Genomic DNA, 22,196 nt, shown 5'->3' with positions numbered 1-22,196 from the left:
CGGGTACCCGGAATCGCGGGCGATCACACCTGGTCAGAGGTTGAACGCGACCGACTGCAGGACGACCACCGCGACGAACACGATGGTGAAGGCGAGGTCGAACGCCACGCCGCCGGCCCGCACCGGAGGGACCACGCGGCGGACGGGCGCCAGCACGGGTTCGGTCAGCCGGTGGGTGATCCCGCGGGCCCGGAACGACCAGGACGGCAGCCGGGAGGCGAGATTGACGGCCCAGTCCAGCACCATCCGGGCGACGAGCACGATCAGGAACAGGGTGAGCAGGAAGCCCAGCAGATCGCCAAGAGCACTCATAGCGGCACACTCCTCTTTGCTCCAGTGTGCCGTGCCTTGCTGGGAACAGCCTGTGACGGGAAAGGGCTCCCAGGGCGGTTGGCCACCCCCAGTACGAAGGCCAACCGCCGCGGAGCCCCTGCATACGATTCGGCGCGCTGCCCCGTCGCGCCGAACCTGTCAGCTGTGCCTTTCAGCTTTCCAAGGCCCTGCATCGGAATTACATCGGCTCTCCACCGGCGGGCATCCGCGCAGTTCAGGGACCGCCGGGAGTAGAATGAGACCCGTTCCAAGGCAGGCGCTTGCCCGCCCGTTAGGCCGAATGCCGCACGGCGTACCCCGCGCCGACCTGGCTGGAGGCCACCGCGGTGGGTTAGGGTGCCGGTCACCCGGCGAGCGGACTGGGAGGTAGTGCGTGAGCACGCTCACGGTCTCGGACGACATAGTGGCATATGACCGCCGGTCCGTTACCTGAATCGGCGGGATCGCCCCGAACCCCCGGCGATCCGGCACAAACCGGTCATCCTTCTCAGCTCAGCTTCTTCGTCCTCGGCCCGCTCGAAGCCCAGGTCGACGGCGTCCCCGTCCGGCTCGGCGGACGCCGTGAACAACGTCTGCTCGCCTGCCTGCTGATCAACGCCGGCCGGCTCGTCCCGGCGTCGTACCTGGTCGGCACGATGTGGCCGGACAGTCCGCCGAAGACAGCGGTCCGCCAGGTCAGCAACGCGATCGCGCGGCTGCGGCACGATCTCGGCGTCGCCCGGTCCGCCGTGGTCACCACCGGTTCCGCCTACCGCATCGTCACCAGCAGCGCCTCGGTCGACTCCGTCCGCTTCGAAGCGGACTACCGCCAAGGCGCCGAACTCCTGGCCGCCGGGCTGATCTCCCAGGCGGCGGCGAAGCTCACGGACGCGCTCGCGCTCTGGCGAGGCCCGGCCTTCGACGGGCTCGAAGGCGACGCCATCGAGCAGACGGCCCGCCGTCTCGACGAAGAACGCCTCGCCGCCAGTGAACTCCTCATCGGTGCCAGGCTCAGGCTCGGCGAGACCGACGCGGCGGCCGGTCAGGCCTTCGACCTCGCCGCCTGGCATCCCACCCGCGAGACCCTGCAGCGACTGACCATGCTGGCGCTCTACCGGGCGGGCCGTGGCGCCGACGCGCTCCGGATGTTCGATCGGAGCAGGATCGCGCTCGCCGAGGAACTCGGCGTCGACCCCGGTACCGAACTGAGCGCGCTCCATCAGCAGATCCTGCGCACCGACCCCGAACTGATGGAGGACGGCGCCCTCGTCCGGTACGGCGTCGGCGGGCTCCGGGCGGGGACGGACACCGTCGGCCGGCGCGAGGACGCGGACGCGCGAAAAGCGCTCTTCCCCCGGCCCGCACAGCTGCCCGCAGACCTCCCCGCGTTCGGCGGTCGCGCCGCGGAACTGCGGACCGTCCTCGAAATCGGCCGGGACGGCTCGCTGGCGGGTCCCCGGCTCATCGCCATCGACGGGATGCCCGGTGTCGGCAAGACCGCGCTGGCCGTCCACGCCGCGCATCTGCTCGCGCCGCTGTTCCCCGACGGACAGCTCTTCGTGAACCTGGAAGGGTTTTCGCCTGCCGGCGACCCGGTCGACCCGGCCGCGGCACTCGAGGCGCTGCTGCGCTCGCTCGGCATCCAGGGTTCGGACATTCCCGCCGGAACCGGCCAGCGCGCGGCGTTGTTCCGCAGCTGCCTGGCAGGCAAGCGCGTCCTCCTGGTGCTGGACAACGCCATCAGCGCGGCGCAGGTGAGCCCGCTGCTGCCCGGCTCGGCCAGCTGTTGCGTGCTGATCACCAGCCGGACCCGGCTCGCCGATCTCGACGGCGCGGAACTGCTTTCCCTGGAACCGTTCAGCCGGGCGGACGCGGTGGACCTGCTCGGCCGGATCGTCGGGCCGTCCCGGCTGAGAAGGGAATCCCCCGACGCGGCCGACCAGGTCGCGAGCCTGTGCGGCGACCTCCCGCTCGCGCTCGCCGTCACGGCGAGCAGGCTGCGGGCGCGGGCTTCCTGGACGCTCGACTTCGTCGCCAGGCAGTTGCGCGACGAACGGAACAGGTTCGGCGAACTCACCGCCGGGGAACGCGACGTCGCGGGCGCGTTCCGAGTGTCCTATCTGAACTTGACCGAAGCCGAACGTCGGGTGTTCCGACGTTTGAGTCACCATCCCGGTGCCGCCTTCGATCTCCATTCGACGGCGGCGCTGGCGGAGGTGAACCTCGCCGAGGCCCGCCGCCTGGCCGAACGCCTGGTCGACGTGAATCTTTTGCGGCAACCGTCGATGGACCGGTACGAAATGCACGACCTTCTCCGCAGCTACGGCCGTGAACTGCTGCTGACGGAGGAGCCGGAACACCAGCGCGAAGCGATGATGCGACGGCTGTTCGACTACTACCGCTGCACCGTCGCCGCCGCGATGGAATTCATCGACCCGGATTCCGAAGAGGAGTCCGGTGGCGGCCTCGAAGTCCCGAAGAGCGAGTACGGGCAGTCCTTCGCCGACTACGACCAGGCCGCGCATTGGATGGACGACCACTGGCAGAACGTGCTGCCGGTGGCCGTCGCGATGAACAACCACCAGCACTATTCGGACCTCGTGCCGTTCTGCTCGTCGGTCTGGCGCTACTTCGACAACCGCGGCTATTACCGCCAGGCCAGGGAACTGGAGACCCTCGCCCTGTCCGCCGCGCGGGTCACGGGGAGCGTCGTCCTCGAATACCAGGCCTTGCACATGTACGCGCTGACCCTGTGGCGGCTCAACGAATTCACCGAGGCGAACCGGCTGTTCAACGAGGTGTTCGAACTGGCGGCGACCACCGGCGACGTGCGGATGCAGTGCCGGGCCAGGGGCAATTCGGGGGTCACCCACTGGCTCAAGGGCGAGTCGGACGAGGCGATCGAGCACCTCGGCTGGGTCCGCGAGACCGCCCATACCCACGGCAGCGTGCTCATCGAAGCCCGCGCCAGGCATCGGATCGGGCTGATCCACACCGAGAACAGGCGCTATCTCGAGGCCGCCGAGGAACTCGACCAGGCACTTCGGCTGGCTCACGACAACGAATCACCCGATCTCGAGGCGGAATGTTTTCTGGCCCTCGGTATCAATTCGCGCGAACTCGGCGACGCCGCACTCGCGGTCACCCAGTTCACCACCGCGGTGGAAGTACTCGACTCGACCGGGAATCGCAGCATGCTGCCCATCGCGCACAAGGAGATGGCGACCGCGTTCGACATTCTCGGTGAGCGATCGAAAGCGGACCGTCATCGCCGGTTCGCTTTGCGGTTGTACACGGATCTGGGCATTGCGGACTCCGCCGACGTTCGTGAACTCAAACAGCGCCTGAACGATCACTCGGCGTAATTTGTCGTACTGCTCCGGTACTCTGTTGGTGTCGGTAATTCACTTGACCGGACCAACCGTTCACGGAGAGGATCGGCCGTATGCACGACGAAGACGAAGACGAGTTCCTGCTCGAACTCGAAGCGGAGTACAAGGCACAGAGCACTTGGGGCGGGTTCGAGCCGCCGCCGCACGGTGGCCCTCCTTTCCGCTCGCGACACTGAATGACCGGGCATATTCGGAACGTATTCACTTAACTGGGGACTGGGGCGAAAGACATTCGATGCTGGTAAGGGTTTCCTCTTGCGGAACGCTCTACTGGTCCAATGGTGACGTGATCTGGGACGATCACCTCGGACATCGCCAGCTCAAACTCGCCGAAGGAACCGAACGCGTCCTGCGCTGGTTCAGTTCTTGGCGAGAACCGGAATCGATACGTGAAGCGGACGAGAATCCCGAGACAGGGGAAAGGCTCGTCCGCATCACGCGAGCGATGCTCCGGTACGACGTGCTGGTGGCCAGAGGGTCTTCCCGTCAGCGGCGGGAAGAAGAGATCCTTCGGGATTGGGGCCCTTGGGGGACGTCCGCGCGGGCGTTCCACTTCGGCACCCGTTCCTTGCGTGAGACCGAGTTCACGGCCGGCGAAACAACCGCGAAAACCTTGCTGGAGAAGGCGAAGGCCAGCCCTCCGCCTTCTCCGGTGAGGCCGCCGGGCGAGTACGACGCGATACCGCTGCCCGAACCGTCGCCGGAACCCCTGAACGCGATCAGCCTCGGCGAAGCGCTCGACAAGCGCAGGAGCACGCGCGAGTTCGGCGAAGAACCCGTGCGGCTGCGCGATTTGAGCGCCCTTCTCACCGCGGCCCGGCCGACCAGGCCGGAGACGCATCCCGACATCCCGGCCACCGGCAACGTCTTCAAGACGAGCCCGTCGGGCGGGGCGAGGCATCCGACCGAGGTCTACGTCTACGCGAGGAACGTCGAGGGCCTGGATCGCGGCGTGTACCACTACGACGGCTTCCGGCACGGGCTCACGCCGCTGGACGGCAAGATCGAAGACGACGAACTGGTCGCCCTCGCCGGCGATCAGCAGTGGACCCGAAACGCCGGCGCACTGCTGATCTACACCAGCGTCATCGAGCGGAATCAGTGGAAGTACCCGATAAGCCGGACATATCGGGTACTGCTGATGGACGTCGGGCATCTCAGCCAGACCGTCTACCTGCTGGCGACGGCGCTCGGGCTGAACATCACGTTCACCGCGGCACTTCGCGACGAACTGGTCGAAGACCTCATCGGCTGCGACCCGGCGAACGAACTGGTGTTCGGCATGTCCGTGCTCGGTACCCGCGTTTGAGGTCGCGCGTGGCCGTCGCCGTTTTCCGGCGATGACTCGGAAGTGGTTCCTCGGCTCGGGGTGCGGCGGCGAGTCGCCGCTGTGCGCACACGGTGCTGGAGTGTCACGACTGACTCGTGGGTTGTCTGCTGCGACGCGTGTTGCGTAATGCGTTCCGGACGCGCGCCCCCAGAAGCTGAATGGCAACCGTGAAGCAGAAGACCGCGAACCCCACCAGACCGGTCCAGCCACGGCCCGGCAAGTCCCACCGCGGTCGCGGCCAAGGTGAACGCGAAGGCGACGAACGCCGGGACGTGGACGAAGGACAACGCGAGGTCCGCGCCCAGAACGGCGGTCCAGGTAATGGCTGTGGTGACGAACCAGCCTGCCCGGCGGCCGACATGAGAGAACACCACGGCGAACACGGCAAGCGATACGAGCCCGAGCAGTGAGGAATTCGCTGCCCCGGTGACGAAGTCCGCGCCGTGCTGTCGGTAGGTGATGAACAGAATCGGCCCGGCCACGATCGGGAGTCCGACGAGCACGCCCGCGACAGCCTGCCCCCATCGGCGGCCGGCCAAGGTGGACATCACGACCAGCAGGGGCGCCAGGAACAGCTTCAGCAGTAGGAGGTCCACTTGCCAGTAGTCTGCCAGAGGTTCCGCCGTCTGTGAGGCTGGCTGTCACCCGCGCTCATGAGCGAAGAGCCTCGTACTCCGCGACTGCCGGATCGGTCCGCACAGCAGCGACCGGACCAGGTGGTCCTCGCGCCGGTCTTGTTGCGGCGAGGTAGTGGGCGACGGCAATCCTTCGCCGATTTCCGGCAATGACTCAGTACGGCGGCGGTTCCGCGTCCACGCGCGGCTCATGCAGTGGCGGAGGCGAGCTGTCATAACTCTGCCCCGTCGGCGTCGTCACCGTGAGAGTGCCGTCCGAGGCAAGCCGGTAAACCCAGCCGGGTTCGTCTTTGAGCCGGTGGTCGCGGCGGCAGAGGTCGACCAACTCATCAGCGCTGGTATGACCACCGAACTGCCACGGCACCACATGATCCAGATCGCAGGCCTGCGCCGGACGCCCGCACCCCGGTCTTCGGCACTCACGATCCCGCACCCGCACAAACTCACCCAACCCCGCCGACGGCCGATACCGATCCCGCCCCAAATCCAGCACCTGCCCCGACAACGGATCCGTGACGATCCGACGCAACACCGAGTCCGGCCCCGTCGCGATCCGCCGCGCCAACCCCGCCGGAATATGCCCATGCCCCGCCAGCTCCGCCGGATCATTATTCACCCCGAGATAAGTGAACAAATCCATGTACAGGAACACTTCGGTGCGTTCACTCGTGCCGCCCTGCCCACCGAGCAGGAGATCGAGCGCGACATCCGCGCGCAACTGATCCAGCGTCCGGGTCTCCCCATCCTTACGCAAGGCCCGAGCCTCCCGGTCAATCCGCCGATAGGCGGCCGTGACCTTCTCCACCGGCCCGTCCTCGACCTCGATCGAGGCGACCCCGAGCTCACCCTGCCGCAACCGCAGACGACGCCCCTCCCGATTCCGCCGAGCACGCCTATCCGCACCATCACGATCAACGGTGCCCGCCGCATGATTCGCCGCCTTCCGGATCTGCTCCGAGTTCCTTCCCTCCAAGCGGTCTTCCAACAACGCATCCACGGCACGCGCGTTCTCATCCGAGAGCCACGACGTCGCCGCGGCGACCTTCATCGCCCCGAAACCATCCACCACCCCGCGATCCATCAACCCGAGCGTGCAGGGCAGCCGGGTGGTCAACGCCACCGCCGTGGTGACCAGGGAACCCGCACGTTTGTCCACAACGGACAAGGCGAACGCCACCTCCTGCACCACGCTCGACGCACCCTCACGATGCCGAGCCAACTGCGCGATGGCGCGGAACCGGACCGCCTCCAACCGCGCGATCCCCTCCGACGCCGCCACAGCTACATCCACAGCATCCTTGTCCCCCAACATATCCAGCGAACCATTGACCTCCCCCAGCACATCCGACTCGGTAATTTCCTTTAATAGCGCCAAAGTGGCGTTGGAAGTATCCACACGCAGAACGTACAACGGGCCACCGACAATTTCGGAGGCTCACAACCGAGGAAGGACGAGCCAGCACCCAGAGCCATGTTCTTCGTCATGAGGAATCCGGCGCCCGGCAGACGGTGGCGCGGGCCGCCTGACCCGCGCCACCGTCCCACTCAGCCGAGCAGTGCCCGCATCTCGGCGATCTCGGCCTGCTGACCGTCGATCACCTTCTGCGCCAAAGCCTTCACCTCGACGTTGCTTCCTTGCCGCAGCACGGTCTTCGCCATCTCAAGCGCACCTTCGTGATGTTCGACCATCATCTCCAGCCACTGCCGGTCGAAGGCGGCGTCCTTGGCCTGACCGAGTTTCGCGAGATCCTCTTCGGTCATCATGCCGGACATCGAGCCGTGCGCGGAGTGCTCGCCCGACGGCGCCACTCCCCAACCTTTCAGCAATCCGGTCAGCTGCTGGATCTCCGGATCCTGCGCCTTCCGGATCCGCGCGGCGAGATCGGCGACCTTGGCGTCGCGAGTGCGGCCGTCGACGAGTTTCGCCATCGCGATCGCCTGTTCGTGGTGCGGGATCATCCCTTGCGCGAACGTGACGTCGGCTTGGTTGTGCCCGGCCTGCCGCGGGGCGGGCACACTCATCGTGGACATCGCGTGCCCGCTGGAAGCGGTGTCGGAGCTCGCGCATCCGGTGAGCACGGCGAAGGAGGCCAGGGTGGCGAGCGCCGCCCCGACCAGTTTCCTGCTGGTCATGGGTTCTTCCTCGGATCGTTTCGGGTAGGGCGGGACGAACCCGCCTGTCACACCCGCAACACGCAAAGGAAGGACAATCTCTCGGGTACCGGTCTCCACCGTGGCGGATCCCGCCCCGAGGCCGAACCGCCCGACGCTCGCGCTCGCCACGCCACCTCGGTCCGTCCACTTCGGACGAGCAGCCAGGTGATGATCAGGAGCACGGCCGCGGCGAGTACCGCGAGACACAGATGCAACCCGCTGTGGCCGCCGTTGTCGTGCGAAGGAGCGTCCGGACAACACGGGTCCGCCATCGCGACGGCGGAGGTCTCGTGTCCCGCGCCATGGCCGGATTCGGCGATGACGTGGTGCATGCCGACCAGACCCAGTGCCACCACGCACAACAACAGCCACCGCAGGGCGGCCGGGTAGGAGGACTGGGTCACCGCTCAACCGTAGCCGGATCAGGGGGCCGCCGGCCGGTGGGGTTTCGCCGTCGAATGCAGGGCGGGGATGTCACGATCGATGTGGTCGGCGTGGAACAGTGCCTGCGCGAGCAGCCCGCGGACATGGTCGTTGGCCGCCGAGTAGTACACGAACGTCCCCTCACGACGTCCCTTGACCACTCCGGCGAGCCGCAGTTTCGCCAGATGCTGGCTGACCGCCGTCGGCGCCGCGCCCGCCAGATCCGCGAGACAGGCGACCGAGGACTCGCCCTGCAGCAGCGCCCAAAGGACTTTGACCCGCGTCGGATCGGCGAGCAGCCGGAAGGTCTCCGCGGCCAGGTGGACCTGCTCCTCGGTGGGCATCTCGAAATCCGGAACCGACTCGTGCATGCCAGGAGGGTACCGGCTATCCTTCTGCCTGCGTACCTGCATGACTGCGCAGGTAGCATGACAGTGAGGTGGGAGATGACCGGACACGGGCATGGTCACGGGCACCAGCCGGGGAAGAGCCGTCTCCGCCATGTGCTGACCCCGCACAGCCACGACAGCGCCGACCGCGTCGACGCCGCGCTCGAGACCAGCAAACGCGGCGTCCGGACGCTGATCTGGTCGTTCGCCGCACTGTCCGTCACCGCCGTCGCCCAGCTCGCGCTCGTGCTGGTCACCGGCTCGGTCGCCCTGCTCGGGGACACGATCCACAACTTCGCCGACGCGCTGACCGCGGTCCCGCTCGGCATCGCCTTCCTGCTCGGCCGCCGCGCCGCCACCCGCCGCTACACCTACGGACTCGGGCGTGCCGAAGACCTCGCCGGGGTGCTCGTCGTCCTGCTCATCGCCGCCTCGGCCTTCCTCGCCGGATACGAATCGATCCTGCGGCTGCTCGACCCGCGACCGGTTCAGCATCTGTGGGTGGTCGCGGTGGCGGGGGTCATCGGCTTCGCGGGTAACGAACTCGTGGCCAGGTACCGGATCACGGTCGGCCGCGAGATCGGGTCCGCCGCGCTGGTCGCCGACGGGCTGCACGCGCGGACAGACGGTTTCACCTCGCTCGCGGTCGTGCTCGGCGCGGTGGGGGTCGCGGCCGGTTTCCCGCCGGCCGATCCGGTCGTCGGCCTCGCCATCACGGTCGCGATCCTGTTCGTCCTGCGCGATGCCGCCAAGGAGGTGTTCGGCCGCCTGATGGACGCCGTGGACCCGGCCGACGTCGATCGCGCCGAACGCGCGGCCGCCGAAGTCCCCGGCGTACTCGGCACGCGGGATCTGCGGATGCGCTGGATCGGCCACAGCCTGCGCGCGGAACTGGCGGTTTCGGTCGAGGCCGGGCTGACCGTCACGGAAGCGCACCACCTGGCCCATCGCGTCGAACAGCGGCTGCGCGAGGTACTGCCGCGGCTCGCGGAAGCGGTCGTGCACACGGAACCGGCGAACGCCCATGAGATCGTCAACGGGTGACGCTGTCCGACGACGACATCCGCGCGGTCCGCGCCCGCAGCCGGAGGCTGACCTCGTCGGACGTCGACACGTCCCGTGAGGTGAGCCGCACCTGGCTGATGCGCAAAACGCTCCACCTCGTCCCGACAGCCGATCTCCGCTGGCTGAACCGGCTGTTCGGCGCACGTAACGCTCAGGCAGGCCAGGGACGACGCAAGCAACTGGCGCTCACCGACGAACTCTGCGAACGCGCGCTGAAGAACCTCCAGGTTCTCTTGTCCGGCAGGGCGCTCACCCGGCAGGAGATCCTGAAGGGCTTGGCGGCCAACGGCATCGTGCTCGACGCGACGTCACAGGCGCCGCCCCACCTGCTGGCGTACGCGGCCAACCGCGGCTTGATCTGCCGAGGCCCGGACAGCGGAGCGGAGCCGACGTACGTTCTCCTCGACGAGTGGACCGCGGAAGGGAACGACCCGGCCGACCCGCACGCGGAACTCGCCCACCGCTACCTGACCGCGTATGGCATCGCGACGGCCGAGGACTTCAGCACCTGGTCCGACCTGCCGCTCGGTCTCTGCCGTAAGGCCTTCGCCGCACTGGACCTCGTACCCGCCGGTGGCGGCTTCGCCCTCCGGGAGACCGATCTCTCCGCTCCCCCTTGCCCTCCGCGTCTGCTCGGCGCTTTCGACACCTGCCTGCTGGGCTACCGGGACCGCGATCTGCTCCTCGACCCGGCAGACGCGAAACGCGTCAACTCCGGCGGCGGGATGATCGCGCCCACCGTACTGGTGGACGGCCGGATCGCCGGGACCTGGCGCGTCAAGCGAACCGCGAAGCAGACGAAGGTCGTCATCGAACCCTTCGCCGCGCTTTCGCGGTCAGCCATCGCCGGACTCGAGTCCGAAGTGGACGATTACGGCCGCTTCCTCGGCGAAGCGGCCGTAATCGTCATTTGAGGGACCGGAAGAACTCCCGTACGTCCGCGATCAGGATCTCGGGCTCCTCCAAGGCGGCGAAGTGCCCGCCGCGGTCGACATCGGTCCACCGCACGATCGTGTGCGCGTCCTCCGAGTAGCGCCGGATCCCGACGTCGTGCGCGAAGATCAGCGCCGCCGTCGGTACGCCGGAGTTCTTCTCGACGGCTCCCCAGGTTTCCGCCTGCGCGTAGCCGACGTACGCGGACGAAGCCGCCGTGCCGGTGAGCCAGGTGAACATGACGTTGGTCAGCAACCGGTCCCGGTCGATGATCTCTTCCGGCAGCGTCGGACGCGGGTGCGTCCACTCGCGGAACTTGTCCATGATCCAGGCCAGCTGCGCGACCGGGGAGTCCACGAGCCCGTAGCCGAGGGTCTGCGGCCGCGTCGACTGGATCGCGATGTACCCGAACTCCTCCCGCATGAACGCTTGGATCCGCTTGACGCGGTCACGTTCGATGTCGGTCAGCGACGCGAGTTCCTCCTCGGACAGGGACATCGGGGGCATCGGCGTCAGTCCGCCGTTGACGTGCACACCGATCACCTTGTCCGGCGCCGCCCTGGCCACCTCCGGAGACACGGAAGCGCCGAGGTCACCGCCCTGGACGCCGTAGCGTTCGTAGCCGAGCCGGCGCATCAGCTCCGCCCAGGCACGGCCGATCCTCGGCATGGTCCAGCCGGACTCCGAGACAGGGCCCGAGAAACCGAAGCCGGGCAGCGACGGGATGACGAGATGGAACGCTTCCGCCGCGTCGTCACCGTGCGCCTTCGGGTCGGTGAGCGGTCCGATGACGTCGAGGAACTCCACCACCGAACCCGGCCAGCCGTGCGTGAGGATCAGTGGTGTCGCGTCGGCCTCGGGCGAGCGGACGTGCAGGAAATGAATCCGCTGACCGTCGATTTCCGTGGTGAACTGCGGAAAACGGTTGATCTCGCGTTCCGCGGCACGCCAGTCGTAGCCGTCGCGCCAGTACTCGGCGAGGCCGCGCAGCCAGGCCACCGGCACCCCCGTGTCCCAGCTGTCGCCAGGGAGCGGAGCGGGCCAGCGCGCGGCGTCGAGCTTCGCGTGCAGTTCGTCCAGCTGCTCCTGAGGGATGTCGAGGCGGAAGGGGCGGATCTCCGTGTTTTCCATGACGCTCACGCTACGAGGAATTGCGGACAGGTTCGGTCCTCGATGGAAAGAGTCCCTAAGATGCGCTGGTGACGGACAAGTACTTGGCCTACGGCAGGCTCAGCCGAGGCGGGAAGATCCTGTTCATCCGGCGGCGGCCGGGTTCCTTTCTCGGTGGCCACTGGGAATTGCCGGGCGGGACCGTCGAGCCTGGCGAGCCGCCGTCGGACACCGCGGTCCGCGAGTTCGCCGAGGAGACCGGGCTGACCGTGCGGATCACCGGCGAACGTGGCGCCCACAGCTGGGACGACGTCGAAGGCAGGCCGATGCGGATCCACGCCACGGTGTACGCGCTCGCCGAAGACGAGCCTGGCGAGGTCGTGCTCGACCCCGACGAGCACGACGCCTTCGCCTGGTGCACCCCGGAAGAGGCGGTGATGCTCGATCTCGCCGCGCATTTCCGGCGGTCGCTCGAAGACTGAGGAGCTCACACCCCGGCGAGCGCCGGGGCGGATCGGGCGCCGCGGGTCCGCTCGGCCCAGCGGACCACGGGCCCGATGAGCGCGCCCGCCAGCAGGAACAGCGCGCCCAGCACGATCCAGCCCACCGCACCGCCCACCAGGATGAGGCCGGTCAGCAGCACCGGACCGAGCATGCGGGCGATGGCCGTCCCGGCACCGAAGAGCCCTTGGTACTGACCCTGTTTGCCGTCGGGCGCGAGACCGAAGCCGATTTCCCACGAGCCCGCCGCCTGGGCCATCTCCCCCACCACCTGCAAGGCGGCACCCGCGAGCAGGACCAGCGCCGCCGTCCATGCCGAACCGCTCATGGCGGAGACCGAGAAGACCAGGCAGGAGACGAAGAGCAGTGCCCCCGCGTACCGGGCGTAGCGAGAGGCGCTGCGCAGACCGGTCACACCACGCGCCACCCGCACCTGGAAGACCACGACACTGGCGGTGTTGAGCACCAGCATCGCCGAAACCAGCCAGCTGGGAGCCGCGGTTCGCGTCGAGATCCACAGCGGCAGGACAAGGCTGAACAGCGGCATGTAGAGCAGCATGATCATGTTGAGCAACGCCAGCAGGGCGTACGGGCGGTCGCGGAGAACGGCCACGGACGGCTCACCGGTCCGCACGGGTACCGGAGCGACCGAAGGCACCTTGCGAAGGACCAAAGCCGCCGCGACGAAGCTCAGCGCGTCGATGACGAAGACGGTCAGGAAGGCCTCGCGCGTACCGATGGCGAGTGCGATCCCGCCGAGGGCCGCGCCGGTCGCGATCCCGGCGTTGGACATCGCCTGCAACCGGGCACGGAAGGTGGTGCGCCCGGCCGGATCGACCAGCCCGGCGAGCAGTGCCTGCCGCGCCGCGCCGAGACCGCATTGGAAGCAGGCGTAAACGCAGGCCGCGATCACGAAGGCCACGGCCGAACCGACGAAGAGGAACGCGGTGACGGACGCCGCCGTCCCCAGCCCCAGTAACACGGCGATCCCCTTCGGCCCGCGCCGGTCGGCCAGCTGTCCCAGCGCGATCCCGGCGACCGAGCCGGCCGCCCAGCCAACGGTGAGGCCGAGACCGACCTGTGCGGGCGAGAGCCCGACGATCAGGGTGAAGTACAAGGCGGAACCGACGTAGTAGGCACCATCGCCGACGGAACTGATCAGCTGGGCCAAGGCCAGTCGTTTCGTGGACTCCATGCCCTCAAGTTAGGCGCCGTATTGGCCACATCCCAGTTCCAATTTCGCACGGTTTGATTGGGCCAATGTAGGCTCGGTGGGTGCCGTTCCACATCAGCCTCGACGGCCACACCGACCTGGCCGCGCGGATCTACCGGCAACTCCGCGACGGCATCCTCGACGGACGCCTGCGGCCCGGGGAACGCCTGCCGCCGACCAGGGAACTGGCCCGCGAACTCGACGTCTCGCGCAACACCGTCGCGGTCGCCTACGAACGGCTCACCGCGGAGGGCTTCCTCAGCGGGCACGTCGGACGCGGGACGTTCGTCAGCGCGGATCCCGTGGCGCGGGCGGACCGCGCCGCCCCGGCGGGCGCCGGAGTGCGGCCGTCCGCCCGGTGGCGCGCACTGTCGGCCCCGCTCGGCGCCGACCGGTCCGTGCCCGGCTTCGATTTCCGCGTCGGGGCCCCGGACCCGGCCCTGTTCCCGTTGCGGACCTGGCGGCGGCTGGTCGGCCAGGCGCTGCGGCCCTCGTTGCTCCCGCGCTCGGGATACGCCGATCCGGCCGGGCTCGAAGCACTGCGGGTCGCGGTCGCCCGGCATATCGGCGCCGCCCGGTCGGTGCGCGCGAGCGGCGAGGACGTCCTGATCACCCAAGGGGCGCAACAGGCTCTCGACCTGATCGGCCGGATCCTGATCGAACCCGGCACGCGCGTCGCCGTCGAAGACCCCGGCTACCCGCCGGCCGAGCGGCTTTTCGCCTCCCTCGGCGCCCGGATCACGAAGGTGCCCGTGGACGCCGAAGGTCTCGACGTCACGGCACTCGCCCGAGACACCCGTCTGATCTACACGACGCCCTCCCATCAGTTCCCGCTCGGCACGCCGATGTCACTCGCCAGGAGGACGGCGTTGCTGACGTGGGCGGAGCGGAACGACGCGGTGATCGTCGAGGACGATTACGACAGCGAGTACCGGTTCTCCGACCGGCCGCTCGAACCGCTCCAGAGCCTGGACCACCACGGCCGCGTCCTCTACGTCGGATCCTTCTCGAAGACGCTGCTTCCTTTGCTGCGTATCGGTTTCCTGATCGCGCCCGCGTCACTGCGGCCGGCTTTGCGCCAGGCGAAGCAACTGGCGGACTGGCATGGCGACCTCGTCACCCAAGCGGCCATGGCGAGTTTCATCGACGAAGGCCTGCTCGCCCGGCACGTCCGCAAGGCCACCCGGGAGTATTCGGTGCGGCGCGAACGGATTCTGGCGTTCGTGCGCGACGGACTGCCGGACCTTCTGGAGATCGTGCCTTCGAGCGCCGGGCTTCATTTGTGCGCGCCTGTCGCTCCACATGCGACGGTCAGTGTGGACGATGCCGTCACGGCGGCGGCGCGCGCCGGGGTGGCCGTCGAAAGCCTGTCCAAGTACGGGGGAACACGCGCCGGTCTGGTGATCGGTTACGGGCTGGTCGGTTCCGAGCGGATCGACGAAGGGCTTTCCCTGCTCGGCGCGTGCGTTTCGGCCGCCCGGCTGTCGTGAGAGGGAACTTCACGGCACTTTCCGGCTTGAACCTCCCTTTCACGCACTCCGAGCGCCGCGGGCGTGGAGAAACTGTCGTACCCCGGTGGTCTCCTCTTCCCAGGCGACAGCGGGCCCCGGCCGGGGCCCGCGCGCGGAAACGAGGAGGCAGTCCCATGGCCGGAGAAACGGTGCTCACGGTGATCGGCAATCTGACGACCGACCCGGAACTGAGGTTCACCCCCTCAGGTGCGGCGGTCGCGAACTTCACGGTCGCGTCGACCCCGCGCGTGCTGGATCGCGCGAGCGGGGAATGGCGAGACGGCGACCCGCTGTTCCTGCGCTGCACGCTGTGGAAGCAGGCCGCGGAGAACCTGACCGAATCACTCACCCGGGGCACCAGGGTGATCGTGCAGGGCAGGTTGAAACAGCGATCGTTCGAAACGAAGGAAGGCGAGAAACGGACGGTGGTGGAACTCGACGTCGACGAGATCGGCCCGTCACTGCGCTACGCCACGGCGAAGGTGAACAAGGCGGGCCGCAGTTCGGGCGGCACCCCGTCGGACGGCGCTTGGGAGCGAACGCCGGTGACCGCCGGGAGCCCGGAACCGCCGTTCTGAACCCCGCGCCGGGGTTAAAGTGGCCGGATGAGCACCGAAACCCTGGAAAACGTCGAAGGCCGCGACATCGGCTCCGGGATCTCGATCATCCGCGAGCGGACCGACGTCGACGGTGCCGGACCGCGGCTGCACCGGCATCCGTACGGCGAAACGTTCGTCATCCTCCGCGGCCGGGCGAGGTTCACCATCGGCGCGGCCGAACGCGAGGGTGGCGCGGGTGAGGTCCTCGTCGTGCCCGCGGACACCCCGCACAAGTTCGCCGTGATCGGACCGGAGGTCTACGAAGCCGTCCACATCCACGAAAGCGACCATTTCATCACCGAGTGGCTCGAATAAATTCTGTCGCACACAAGAAAACCGTTCCGGGGCTAGACTCCGACGACGTGCTCGTGGCCGGCGGGCACCCGAGGCGACGGGAACCGGGAACTGTGACCGACGTGGCGGACCGTAGCGGTGACCGAACCCGCCAGGTGGACAGATTCGACCAACGACGTGCACAGCTGGCGATGTCGGCACTGGTCACGTTGTCCGAACTCGGCTATGCCAGGACGAGCCTGCGGGAGATCGCGCAGAACTCCGAGTTCTCCCACGGTGTACTGCACTATTACTTCCGGAACAAGGTCGAGCTGATCACCTACTGCGTCAAGCAGTACAAGGCCGAATGCGTCACCCGGTACGACCGGATAGCCGAGACCGCGAAGACAGCGGAAGAACTGAAGCTGGCCTTCAGCACCGCGATGGTGGCCACGCTGCGCGAAGACGCCCGGCTGCATCGGCTCTGGTACGACCTGCGCAACCAGAGCCTTTTCGAAAAGGTGTTCCGGGCCGACGTCCTGGCCATCGACGAGACACTCGAAGGAATGATCTGGCGGATCGTCGCCCGGTACGCGGAACTGCTCGGCAAGCCGCTGGATCTGACTCCGTCCACGACGTACGCGCTCTTCGACGGCCTGTTCCAGCAAGGCCTGCTGAAGCACCTCGCCGGCCGGCCAGACGCGGCGAAGTGCCTTCAGGATTCGGTCGAGCAGGTCCTGGCCAAGATCTTCACCACTTGATGGTCGGGTACCAGATGACACCGGTCCGGCCCAGCACCCGCAGATCCCAGTACAGCAGGGTGAACGTGCCGGCGATCAGCAGCGCGGCGCCGGTCACCACGGCGATCCTGGCGGGCTTCGCGAGCATCCACCGCTGCAGGCGCCCTCCGGTGCCATGGGTCAAGAGGAGGAACAACAACGACATAACCAGGATGTTGCCGACCGACTGCAGCGCGAAGGCGGCGGCGCCGTAGAGGACGTTGTGGCTTTCGGCCGCGCTGCGGAACATGATCCGGAACAGCGGGAACGGGCGGCCGATCAGGAATCCGCCGATGAGCGCGCCCATCAGGACGAGTGGCGCGGGCGGGAAGCGGCGCGTGAGACCGGCGATCGGGTTGCGGACGATACCGACGGAAGCCAGGCCCAGCACGATGAACACGATCCCGATCACGCCGTAGACGATCATCGACTGGATGTTGCGCGGGGTGAGCCCGCCCGGTGAGGAGGCGGTCGAGAACTGCGGCATCCGGGTGCCGACGAGCGCGACGATGACGCCGTACACCACCGAAACGGTCAGCGTGCCCGCCGCGATCCAGCCCAGCGGCTTCACCGTGTCGACGAACTTCGGCCGCCCGGCGGTTTTTCCGCCGACGAGCGGGGCGACGGCGCCGAAAGCGGCGATGTTGCAGGCGGTGAACGTTCCGGCGAGTCCAGAGACGAAAGCGAAGAACGTCCCGGCCAGCACTCCGCCGATCGGGGTCTCTTTGGCGTTGTGCCCCAGCAGGGTGTTGGCCACGCTGTCACCGATCACACTGTCCACAAAGGGCGCGGACCAGACCACCGTCAGCAGGAATCCGGCGAGGACGGACCAGCAGACCACTCGCCACCGGTGTTCCGGATAAGGGCCGGAACCGAGGAAATTCGCCTGTGGGGCAACGGGAACGCGTTCGGTGACGGACACTCGGACCTCCAGCGGCAGATGACTTCCCCCGGGATCCGCGATCCCGGTACCCATCGTTGTTCCGCCGTCGGCGGCGCGCCACCTCCAAAGTGCCGATCCGGGTTTGGTCCGATCGCCTGGCGGGCGACCGGTGATTCACCGGTACGGCGGGTGCCACCGAGCGAACCGATCCGCTACGGCGGCCCCCGCGGCACGCTAGGTCGTGTCCACCTTGGTGCGGAACGGATACTCGCCTTCGAGCCGTTGCAGTTGTGCCGTCAGCTCGCCGATGCGGACCTCGTACTCGCGGCGCAGCGATTCGCAGCTCATGATCATCGAGCTGTAGCACCGCAGATCGTCCTGTTCCAGCGAACCGTCGCGGAACGCCGTCCAGAACACCAGCGCGGCCGAAATGAGCATCACGAAGGCGACCAAAACCGCCAGCAGGAAGGCGAGACTGTCGAGCCCGCTCAGCTCGCCTTCGGTGTAGACCCGGACGAACATCACCGCCGCGATCAGCGCCACCAGCACCACCGCGGCCAGCATGCTGAGCTTCGACCCGCGGGACAGCGTGCGCCAGGTGAGCCGCCGCCGGTCGTCCTTGTTCTCCCGCTGGTTGTGCCCGAGGTGGTACAGCGCGGTCGCCGCGCCACCGGTGGCCAGCACCGAGATCACGAAGCTGATCACCAGTTGCAGGCCGAGCGGGTTCGTCCAGTCGACGTTGAACACCGAACTCGCCAGCCAGAGCATCACCGGGAAGTCGACCACCACCAGCCCGAAGAGGGTGAGTGCCTTCGCCGATCGCGACACCCGGTAGTGCCGCAGGCTGCCGCGCAGTTCGTCGGTGTCGATCTGCTCGGTCAGCATCTCCGCGCGGTGTTTGGCCTCGTGCACGGTCATGAACTGCCCTCGTGGCCCGATCACCGGGGTGCGCAGGACGCGGTCGGCGGCGAGCTTCAGTTCCGTGATCCGCGCGCCCAGCCGCCCCCGTGTCCCGGCGGCCGCCCGCTGATAGTCGTCGTGATATTCCTCCACCGCCGCCCGAGGTTGGGGCAGCCGGGGCGTGATCCGGTCCAAGCCGTCCATGACAGTTTCCTCCCTCTTTGCTCAGTACGTGATGTCGACCCGGCGCATCTTCACGGCGACGCCTTCGTCGAAAGCACCGCCGGACATCGCCGTCATTCCTGGCGCGGTCCCCCCTCCACTCGAATCGATCGAACCTTCCACTCCGGCCGCCCGCAGCGCGCCCGCCACCGCGTTCGCCCGCGCGGCGGACAGTTCGGCCCTGCCCTGTTCGGTCGAACCCGGCGGATCCGCCGTGAACCCGCGGACGACGACCTTCGCCGACGGCCGCTCGGCCCGTTTCGCGACGATCCTCGCCGCCAGTTCCGCCAGAACACCTTGTGCCGCAGGGGAAAGCGCGGCCGAATCGCCGCCGAAACCGAGGACGTCGTTCGACAACGTCGTCTTGGTCGTCCCGTCCGGCCCGCTGACCGAGACGATCCCCGGCACCGGGACCTCCGGGGTCGGGACGGTCCCGTTCGGCGGGCTCTCCTGGGGCTTTGCCTCGTCGATGACGCATTCGGCGGCGCCCGCCGCGCGGCAGATCTCCCGCCAGTACGCGGCGAGCCGTTCCCTGGTCGGCAGGGACAGCGGCGCCTGACGGCCCGCGGTGGCGCCGAGCCCGGTCATCACGAACCGGTGACCGTCGAGCCGCGGCAGGAGACCGCGTGTTTTCAGTTCCGCCGCCAGCGCGGCCGGTTCGATCTGCCATCCGGTGCGCCGCAGGTCGAATCCGCCCGCGGTCGACAGCCCGCTGCTGATCACGACGAGTGTCCCGTGCCCGGCGCCGCGGACGGCGTTGTCGATGCCCGAAAGCAGGTCGACGCCGGAATGCGTGGCTGCCAGTCCCCCGACGGCCTCGGCGACCCGCCGGACGTTGCCCTCGATGAGGCTTTCCCGCTGCAGCCCGTGCTCGACGGCGCCATTGGCCCGGCGCGGCGTCAGCGGGAGGGTCCGCGCGGTGTCACCGTCTGCCGTGGTCACCATGGCGAGGCTGCCCTTGCCGTTCTTCCCGTCGGTGGCGTCCCGGCTGTGGGCGGCCTCCTCGAGAAGGCTTTCGATCCCCCGGGGCAGCGACGGACGAGGCTCGTTCGAGCTGGCCGAGGCGAGGATGACGATCCGCTCGCCGTCGCCCCCGGCCGCTCCCGCCCGGGTTCCGCAGGCGCTGACCAGCGACGTCACCAGCGCGGTGAGGATCAAAAAGATCGGTGGTGCGGCTTGCGAACGCTTCATGACGACCTCCCCGACTTTGAAGGCAAGCCCAGTGTGGCAGTTGCCGGTAACAAGCGTCAATTGCCAATCGATACAGGCAGTTGGCAGATATGAACTTGAGAGATACCCACCCCAGCCCCGAGTCACACTGGTTCGAATGAGTGAACAAGCCCTGCAGGGAGTCGCGACCGGTCCACCAGAGCTCGGCGGTATGCTCCCGCCGAGAACTACCAGGAGTAATGTGCGGCAATAGCCACACAGCAGGCCCAGCGCGATGGCAACTGCCGATGCGAACGGAGTAATCTATTCCGATGAGTGGTCCGGTGCCCGGCGTGGACGGTGTCCGCAGCGCCCTCGTGAGGCTGCGAACGCGGACCGGACTGAGCGCGGAAAGGTTGCGCTCCACCGAGGTCGGGGTCCGGCCGATCCTTGATCTCCCGGTGGTCCGGCAAATCGTGAACACCACGGACAAATCCGAACCCGAGGCCGCGCTGGAAGCGGTGCGGAGGATCGCCGGTCAGCTCCCGACCGAAGACCTCGTGATCGTCGACATGGCACTCTCCCTCGGCCTGCTCGCGAAGCGGTTCCCCGACGAGCCCGAGATCGAGACCCTGTACGCGGCCGACGTCGGTGAACGCCGCGAGCGTCTCGTGGAGCTGTGGGAGCCGATTCACCGGCTACTCGGCGTCAGCGTCCCGGAGCGGCATCTGACCGTGCGGGCGCTCCGCTCCACCCTGGAAAGTGCCGCCATCGCCAAGCTGGCCGAACTCTGTGTCAGCAGTTCCGTGCTCGACGTGGCCTTACCCGAGCCCGGCACGTCGAAGGACGTCACGACCCGCGCGGCGACCGTGAGCGTGATCGGCTCGGCCGTGGTCGACCACATCTACGTCGTGGACCACATCCCCTCGCCAGGGTCGTCGACCCCGCTGATCTCCTACGAGACCCACCCCGGCGGCAAAGGCCTCAACCACGCGGTGGCCAACGCCAGGCTGGGGATGGACGTGCACATGATCACCGCGGTCGGCGACGACGACCCCGGTCAGATGCTGCTGGACTACATGACCACCGAAGGCATGCGGCTGAACCTGGTCAAGGTGGTGCCGAACGCCAAGACCCCGGTGGTCGGGGTGTTCATGACCCGCAACGGCGGCGCGGTCCTGCTGCCGTGGATGAACGAAGGCGAGATCCGGCTCGACCCGGCCGACTTCCACACCCACTCGCTGCGGAGCGTGCTCGAAGCCTCGGACGCCGTCGTGATCACCTTCGAACAGCCCATCGCGGCCACCCGTGAGGTGCTGCGAGTGGTCAGCAGCCTCAAGAAGAAGCCCCTGATCGTGGTCCGGCCGTCCCCGCCGATCGCCAGCCCTCAGTTCCTCTACGAACATTTCTCCGACATCGACTACCTGGTCGGCACCCAGTGGGAGCTCCGCGAGCTTCTTTCGGGGGCCAGCGACGAGATCACGACGGAGTCACTGGCCGCGAGCCTGCTCATGCTCGGCGTGCACGGCGTCTGCATCACCGAAGAATTCGGCTGCATGGTGCGGTCGGAACATCTGCGGGCGGACATCGCCCGCTTCCCGACCGCCTTGCGGGACACCCCCGGAGCGCGGGAGGCCTTCAGCGCCGCGTTGATCCACCGCTTGCTGCAAAAGGATCGCAAGATCGACCAGTCCGATCTCGAATGGGCGACCGCGGCCATGACCGCCGCCCAGTCGTTCGGCGGGGTCGCGGATTCGATGCCGCTGGCGCAACAGGTGGACCGCGTCCTCAAGGTGACCCCGGAGCATGAGACCGATGACTGAACAACTTTTCGTCGAGCATTCACTCAGCCGGACCGGTGGCACCGGTTTCCGGGTCCGGGTCCTCGACAACGAGCCGGCCGCGGACAATCCGCCGGTGGCCGCGATCTACGGCGAACCTGCCGACGATTGCCTGGTCAGGATCCATTCGCGCTGCGTCTACTCCGAGATCCTCGGCTCGGTCGACTGCGACTGCCACGACCAGGTGCAGCAGGCGAAGGAACTGATCACCGCCGCCGGTACCGGCGTGATCATCTACCTCGACCAGGAGGGGCGCGGAGCCGGCCTGCTCGCCAAGGCACGCGGATACGTCTACAGCCAGCTGCACCAGGCCGACACCTTCGCCAGCTACCGCGCGCTGCACCTTCCCGCCGACTCCCGCGACTACGCGGCCGCCGCCGATCTGCTGGAAAGCCTGGGCTTGACCCGGGTCACCCTGCTGACCAACAATCCCGAAAAGGTGAAGGCGCTGGAGTCCCGTGGGATCATCGTCAAACGTGAGCCGTCGATCGTGCCGGTGAGTGACTCGGCTCGCGCGTACCTGGAGGCCAAGCGCGAGCAAGGCCACCTGATCCCGAGCCTGACCGACAGCTGAGCCACCGG

23 protein-coding genes are annotated in these 22,196 nt (G+C 67.9%); 13 read left to right on the top strand and 10 right to left on the bottom strand.

Annotation, left to right across the window (positions count from 1 at the left end):
- Positions 1–33: 33 nt before the first annotated feature.
- Entirely contained in the window at positions 34–312 is a 279-nt protein-coding gene (locus ACZ5ZX_RS40410) for a YggT family protein (RefSeq protein ID WP_465507290.1), read from the bottom strand.
- Between the two features lie 431 nt (positions 313–743).
- On the opposite strand from ACZ5ZX_RS40410, the gene ACZ5ZX_RS40405 reads away from it, so the two are divergent.
- The 4 genes from ACZ5ZX_RS40405 (at position 744) to ACZ5ZX_RS40390 (ending at position 5,444) form a co-directional block, all read left to right on the top strand.
- A complete protein-coding gene (locus ACZ5ZX_RS40405; RefSeq protein WP_465507289.1) occupies positions 744–3,677 on the top strand; it encodes an AfsR/SARP family transcriptional regulator in 2,934 nt (977 codons plus the stop codon).
- Between the two features lie 80 nt (positions 3,678–3,757).
- Positions 3,758–3,880, top strand: coding sequence for a hypothetical protein (locus ACZ5ZX_RS40400; RefSeq protein WP_465507288.1), 123 nt, complete (start codon positions 3,758–3,760; stop codon positions 3,878–3,880).
- A 110-nt stretch (positions 3,881–3,990) separates the two neighbouring features.
- Positions 3,991–5,013 (top strand): SagB/ThcOx family dehydrogenase, encoded by a 1,023-nt coding sequence (locus ACZ5ZX_RS40395; protein ID WP_465507287.1) that lies wholly within the window; start codon positions 3,991–3,993, stop codon positions 5,011–5,013.
- Between the two features lie 179 nt (positions 5,014–5,192).
- Entirely contained in the window at positions 5,193–5,444 is a 252-nt protein-coding gene (locus tag ACZ5ZX_RS40390; RefSeq protein ID WP_465507286.1) for a hypothetical protein, read from the top strand.
- Positions 5,445–5,823: 379 nt separating this feature from the next.
- Here ACZ5ZX_RS40390 and ACZ5ZX_RS40385 read toward each other — a convergent pair whose 3' ends face one another.
- From ACZ5ZX_RS40385 to ACZ5ZX_RS40370, 4 genes are all read right to left on the bottom strand, one after another.
- Complete coding sequence (locus ACZ5ZX_RS40385) at positions 5,824–7,044, bottom strand: HNH endonuclease signature motif containing protein (RefSeq protein WP_465507310.1); 1,221 nt, start codon at positions 7,042–7,044, stop codon at positions 5,824–5,826.
- A 170-nt stretch (positions 7,045–7,214) separates the two neighbouring features.
- Positions 7,215–7,802 (bottom strand): DUF305 domain-containing protein, encoded by a 588-nt coding sequence (locus ACZ5ZX_RS40380; RefSeq protein ID WP_465507285.1) that lies wholly within the window; start codon positions 7,800–7,802, stop codon positions 7,215–7,217.
- 47 nt (positions 7,803–7,849) lie between these two features.
- Complete coding sequence (locus tag ACZ5ZX_RS40375) at positions 7,850–8,227, bottom strand: DUF6153 family protein (RefSeq protein ID WP_465507284.1); 378 nt, start codon at positions 8,225–8,227, stop codon at positions 7,850–7,852.
- A gap of 18 nt (positions 8,228–8,245) precedes the next feature.
- On the bottom strand, positions 8,246–8,617 hold the full coding sequence (locus ACZ5ZX_RS40370) for an ArsR/SmtB family transcription factor (RefSeq protein WP_465507283.1): 372 nt from the start codon (positions 8,615–8,617) through the stop codon (positions 8,246–8,248).
- Positions 8,618–8,692: 75 nt separating this feature from the next.
- On the opposite strand from ACZ5ZX_RS40370, the gene ACZ5ZX_RS40365 reads away from it, so the two are divergent.
- Positions 8,693–9,679, top strand: coding sequence for a cation diffusion facilitator family transporter (locus ACZ5ZX_RS40365; RefSeq protein WP_465507282.1), 987 nt, complete (start codon positions 8,693–8,695; stop codon positions 9,677–9,679).
- Positions 9,676–10,614, top strand: coding sequence for a winged helix DNA-binding domain-containing protein (locus tag ACZ5ZX_RS40360; RefSeq protein ID WP_465507281.1), 939 nt, complete (start codon positions 9,676–9,678; stop codon positions 10,612–10,614). The genes ACZ5ZX_RS40365 and ACZ5ZX_RS40360 overlap by 4 nt, the downstream gene beginning before the upstream one ends.
- Here the strand turns inward: ACZ5ZX_RS40360 and ACZ5ZX_RS40355 are convergent.
- Positions 10,607–11,764: an epoxide hydrolase family protein gene (locus ACZ5ZX_RS40355; protein WP_465507280.1), complete on the bottom strand. Its 1,158-nt coding sequence runs from the start codon at positions 11,762–11,764 to the stop codon at positions 10,607–10,609. The two genes, ACZ5ZX_RS40360 and ACZ5ZX_RS40355, sit on opposite strands and share 8 nt — an antisense overlap.
- A gap of 68 nt (positions 11,765–11,832) precedes the next feature.
- Between ACZ5ZX_RS40355 and ACZ5ZX_RS40350 the strand changes: the two genes are divergently transcribed.
- Positions 11,833–12,225 carry an NUDIX hydrolase gene (locus ACZ5ZX_RS40350; protein ID WP_465507279.1) on the top strand — a complete coding sequence of 131 codons (393 nt, stop codon included), beginning with the start codon at positions 11,833–11,835 and terminating at the stop codon, positions 12,223–12,225.
- A gap of 5 nt (positions 12,226–12,230) precedes the next feature.
- On the opposite strand, the gene ACZ5ZX_RS40345 is transcribed toward ACZ5ZX_RS40350, so the two are convergent.
- The gene (locus ACZ5ZX_RS40345) at positions 12,231–13,439 is read right to left on the bottom strand and encodes an MFS transporter (protein WP_465507278.1); all 1,209 of its coding nucleotides are present in this window, start codon (positions 13,437–13,439) and stop codon (positions 12,231–12,233) included.
- Between the two features lie 80 nt (positions 13,440–13,519).
- Here ACZ5ZX_RS40345 and pdxR point away from each other — a divergent pair, with 80 nt between their 5' ends.
- From pdxR to ACZ5ZX_RS40325, 4 genes are all read left to right on the top strand, one after another.
- Complete coding sequence (gene pdxR / locus ACZ5ZX_RS40340) at positions 13,520–14,947, top strand: MocR-like pyridoxine biosynthesis transcription factor PdxR (protein ID WP_465507277.1); 1,428 nt, start codon at positions 13,520–13,522, stop codon at positions 14,945–14,947.
- 155 nt (positions 14,948–15,102) lie between these two features.
- A complete protein-coding gene (locus ACZ5ZX_RS40335; RefSeq protein ID WP_465507276.1) occupies positions 15,103–15,546 on the top strand; it encodes a single-stranded DNA-binding protein in 444 nt (147 codons plus the stop codon).
- A 27-nt stretch (positions 15,547–15,573) separates the two neighbouring features.
- On the top strand, positions 15,574–15,882 hold the full coding sequence (locus ACZ5ZX_RS40330; RefSeq protein WP_465507275.1) for a cupin domain-containing protein: 309 nt from the start codon (positions 15,574–15,576) through the stop codon (positions 15,880–15,882).
- 92 nt (positions 15,883–15,974) lie between these two features.
- Positions 15,975–16,601, top strand: a complete 627-nt coding sequence (locus tag ACZ5ZX_RS40325; RefSeq protein ID WP_465507274.1) for a TetR/AcrR family transcriptional regulator — start codon at positions 15,975–15,977, stop codon at positions 16,599–16,601.
- Here ACZ5ZX_RS40325 and ACZ5ZX_RS40320 read toward each other — a convergent pair.
- The 3 genes from ACZ5ZX_RS40320 to ACZ5ZX_RS40310 all read right to left on the bottom strand — a co-directional run bounded on the left by ACZ5ZX_RS40320 (position 16,591) and on the right by ACZ5ZX_RS40310 (position 19,815).
- Positions 16,591–17,541, bottom strand: a complete 951-nt coding sequence (locus ACZ5ZX_RS40320; RefSeq protein ID WP_465507309.1) for a hypothetical protein — start codon at positions 17,539–17,541, stop codon at positions 16,591–16,593. The two genes, ACZ5ZX_RS40325 and ACZ5ZX_RS40320, sit on opposite strands and share 11 nt — an antisense overlap.
- A gap of 195 nt (positions 17,542–17,736) precedes the next feature.
- A complete protein-coding gene (locus tag ACZ5ZX_RS40315) occupies positions 17,737–18,606 on the bottom strand; it encodes a hypothetical protein (protein ID WP_465507273.1) in 870 nt (289 codons plus the stop codon).
- 21 nt (positions 18,607–18,627) lie between these two features.
- On the bottom strand, positions 18,628–19,815 hold the full coding sequence (locus ACZ5ZX_RS40310) for an OmpA family protein (protein WP_465507272.1): 1,188 nt from the start codon (positions 19,813–19,815) through the stop codon (positions 18,628–18,630).
- Between the two features lie 290 nt (positions 19,816–20,105).
- Between ACZ5ZX_RS40310 and ACZ5ZX_RS40305 the strand changes: the two genes are divergently transcribed.
- Both ACZ5ZX_RS40305 and ACZ5ZX_RS40300 read left to right on the top strand, forming a co-directional pair.
- Positions 20,106–21,596, top strand: coding sequence for a PfkB family carbohydrate kinase (locus tag ACZ5ZX_RS40305; protein WP_465507271.1), 1,491 nt, complete (start codon positions 20,106–20,108; stop codon positions 21,594–21,596).
- Positions 21,589–22,188: a GTP cyclohydrolase II gene (locus ACZ5ZX_RS40300; protein WP_465507270.1), complete on the top strand. Its 600-nt coding sequence runs from the start codon at positions 21,589–21,591 to the stop codon at positions 22,186–22,188. Before ACZ5ZX_RS40305 ends, ACZ5ZX_RS40300 begins: the two co-directional genes overlap by 8 nt.
- Positions 22,189–22,196 lie beyond the last annotated feature (8 nt).

This window comes from Amycolatopsis sp. NPDC033938 (assembly GCF_055575975.1).
Note: the sequence above shows the minus strand (reverse complement) of the source record. Positions and strands in the feature narration are given on the sequence as shown.

Coding starts and splice junctions, on each gene's coding strand:
- ACZ5ZX_RS40330 (WP_465507275.1), top strand. CDS start 15,574: ATGAGCACCGAAACCCTGGAAAACGTCGAAGGCCGCGACATCGGCTCC.
- ACZ5ZX_RS40345 (WP_465507278.1), bottom strand. CDS start 13,439: ATGGAGTCCACGAAACGACTGGCCTTGGCCCAGCTGATCAGTTCCGTC.
- ACZ5ZX_RS40405 (WP_465507289.1), top strand. CDS start 744: ATGACCGCCGGTCCGTTACCTGAATCGGCGGGATCGCCCCGAACCCCC.
- ACZ5ZX_RS40370 (WP_465507283.1), bottom strand. CDS start 8,617: ATGCACGAGTCGGTTCCGGATTTCGAGATGCCCACCGAGGAGCAGGTC.
- ACZ5ZX_RS40305 (WP_465507271.1), top strand. CDS start 20,106: ATGAGTGGTCCGGTGCCCGGCGTGGACGGTGTCCGCAGCGCCCTCGTG.
- ACZ5ZX_RS40300 (WP_465507270.1), top strand. CDS start 21,589: ATGACTGAACAACTTTTCGTCGAGCATTCACTCAGCCGGACCGGTGGC.
- ACZ5ZX_RS40380 (WP_465507285.1), bottom strand. CDS start 7,802: ATGACCAGCAGGAAACTGGTCGGGGCGGCGCTCGCCACCCTGGCCTCC.
- ACZ5ZX_RS40400 (WP_465507288.1), top strand. CDS start 3,758: ATGCACGACGAAGACGAAGACGAGTTCCTGCTCGAACTCGAAGCGGAG.
- ACZ5ZX_RS40390 (WP_465507286.1), top strand. CDS start 5,193: ATGGCAACCGTGAAGCAGAAGACCGCGAACCCCACCAGACCGGTCCAG.
- ACZ5ZX_RS40315 (WP_465507273.1), bottom strand. CDS start 18,606: ATGGACGGCTTGGACCGGATCACGCCCCGGCTGCCCCAACCTCGGGCG.
- ACZ5ZX_RS40410 (WP_465507290.1), bottom strand. CDS start 312: ATGAGTGCTCTTGGCGATCTGCTGGGCTTCCTGCTCACCCTGTTCCTG.
- ACZ5ZX_RS40335 (WP_465507276.1), top strand. CDS start 15,103: ATGGCCGGAGAAACGGTGCTCACGGTGATCGGCAATCTGACGACCGAC.
- ACZ5ZX_RS40310 (WP_465507272.1), bottom strand. CDS start 19,815: ATGAAGCGTTCGCAAGCCGCACCACCGATCTTTTTGATCCTCACCGCG.
- ACZ5ZX_RS40365 (WP_465507282.1), top strand. CDS start 8,693: ATGACCGGACACGGGCATGGTCACGGGCACCAGCCGGGGAAGAGCCGT.
- ACZ5ZX_RS40355 (WP_465507280.1), bottom strand. CDS start 11,764: ATGGAAAACACGGAGATCCGCCCCTTCCGCCTCGACATCCCTCAGGAG.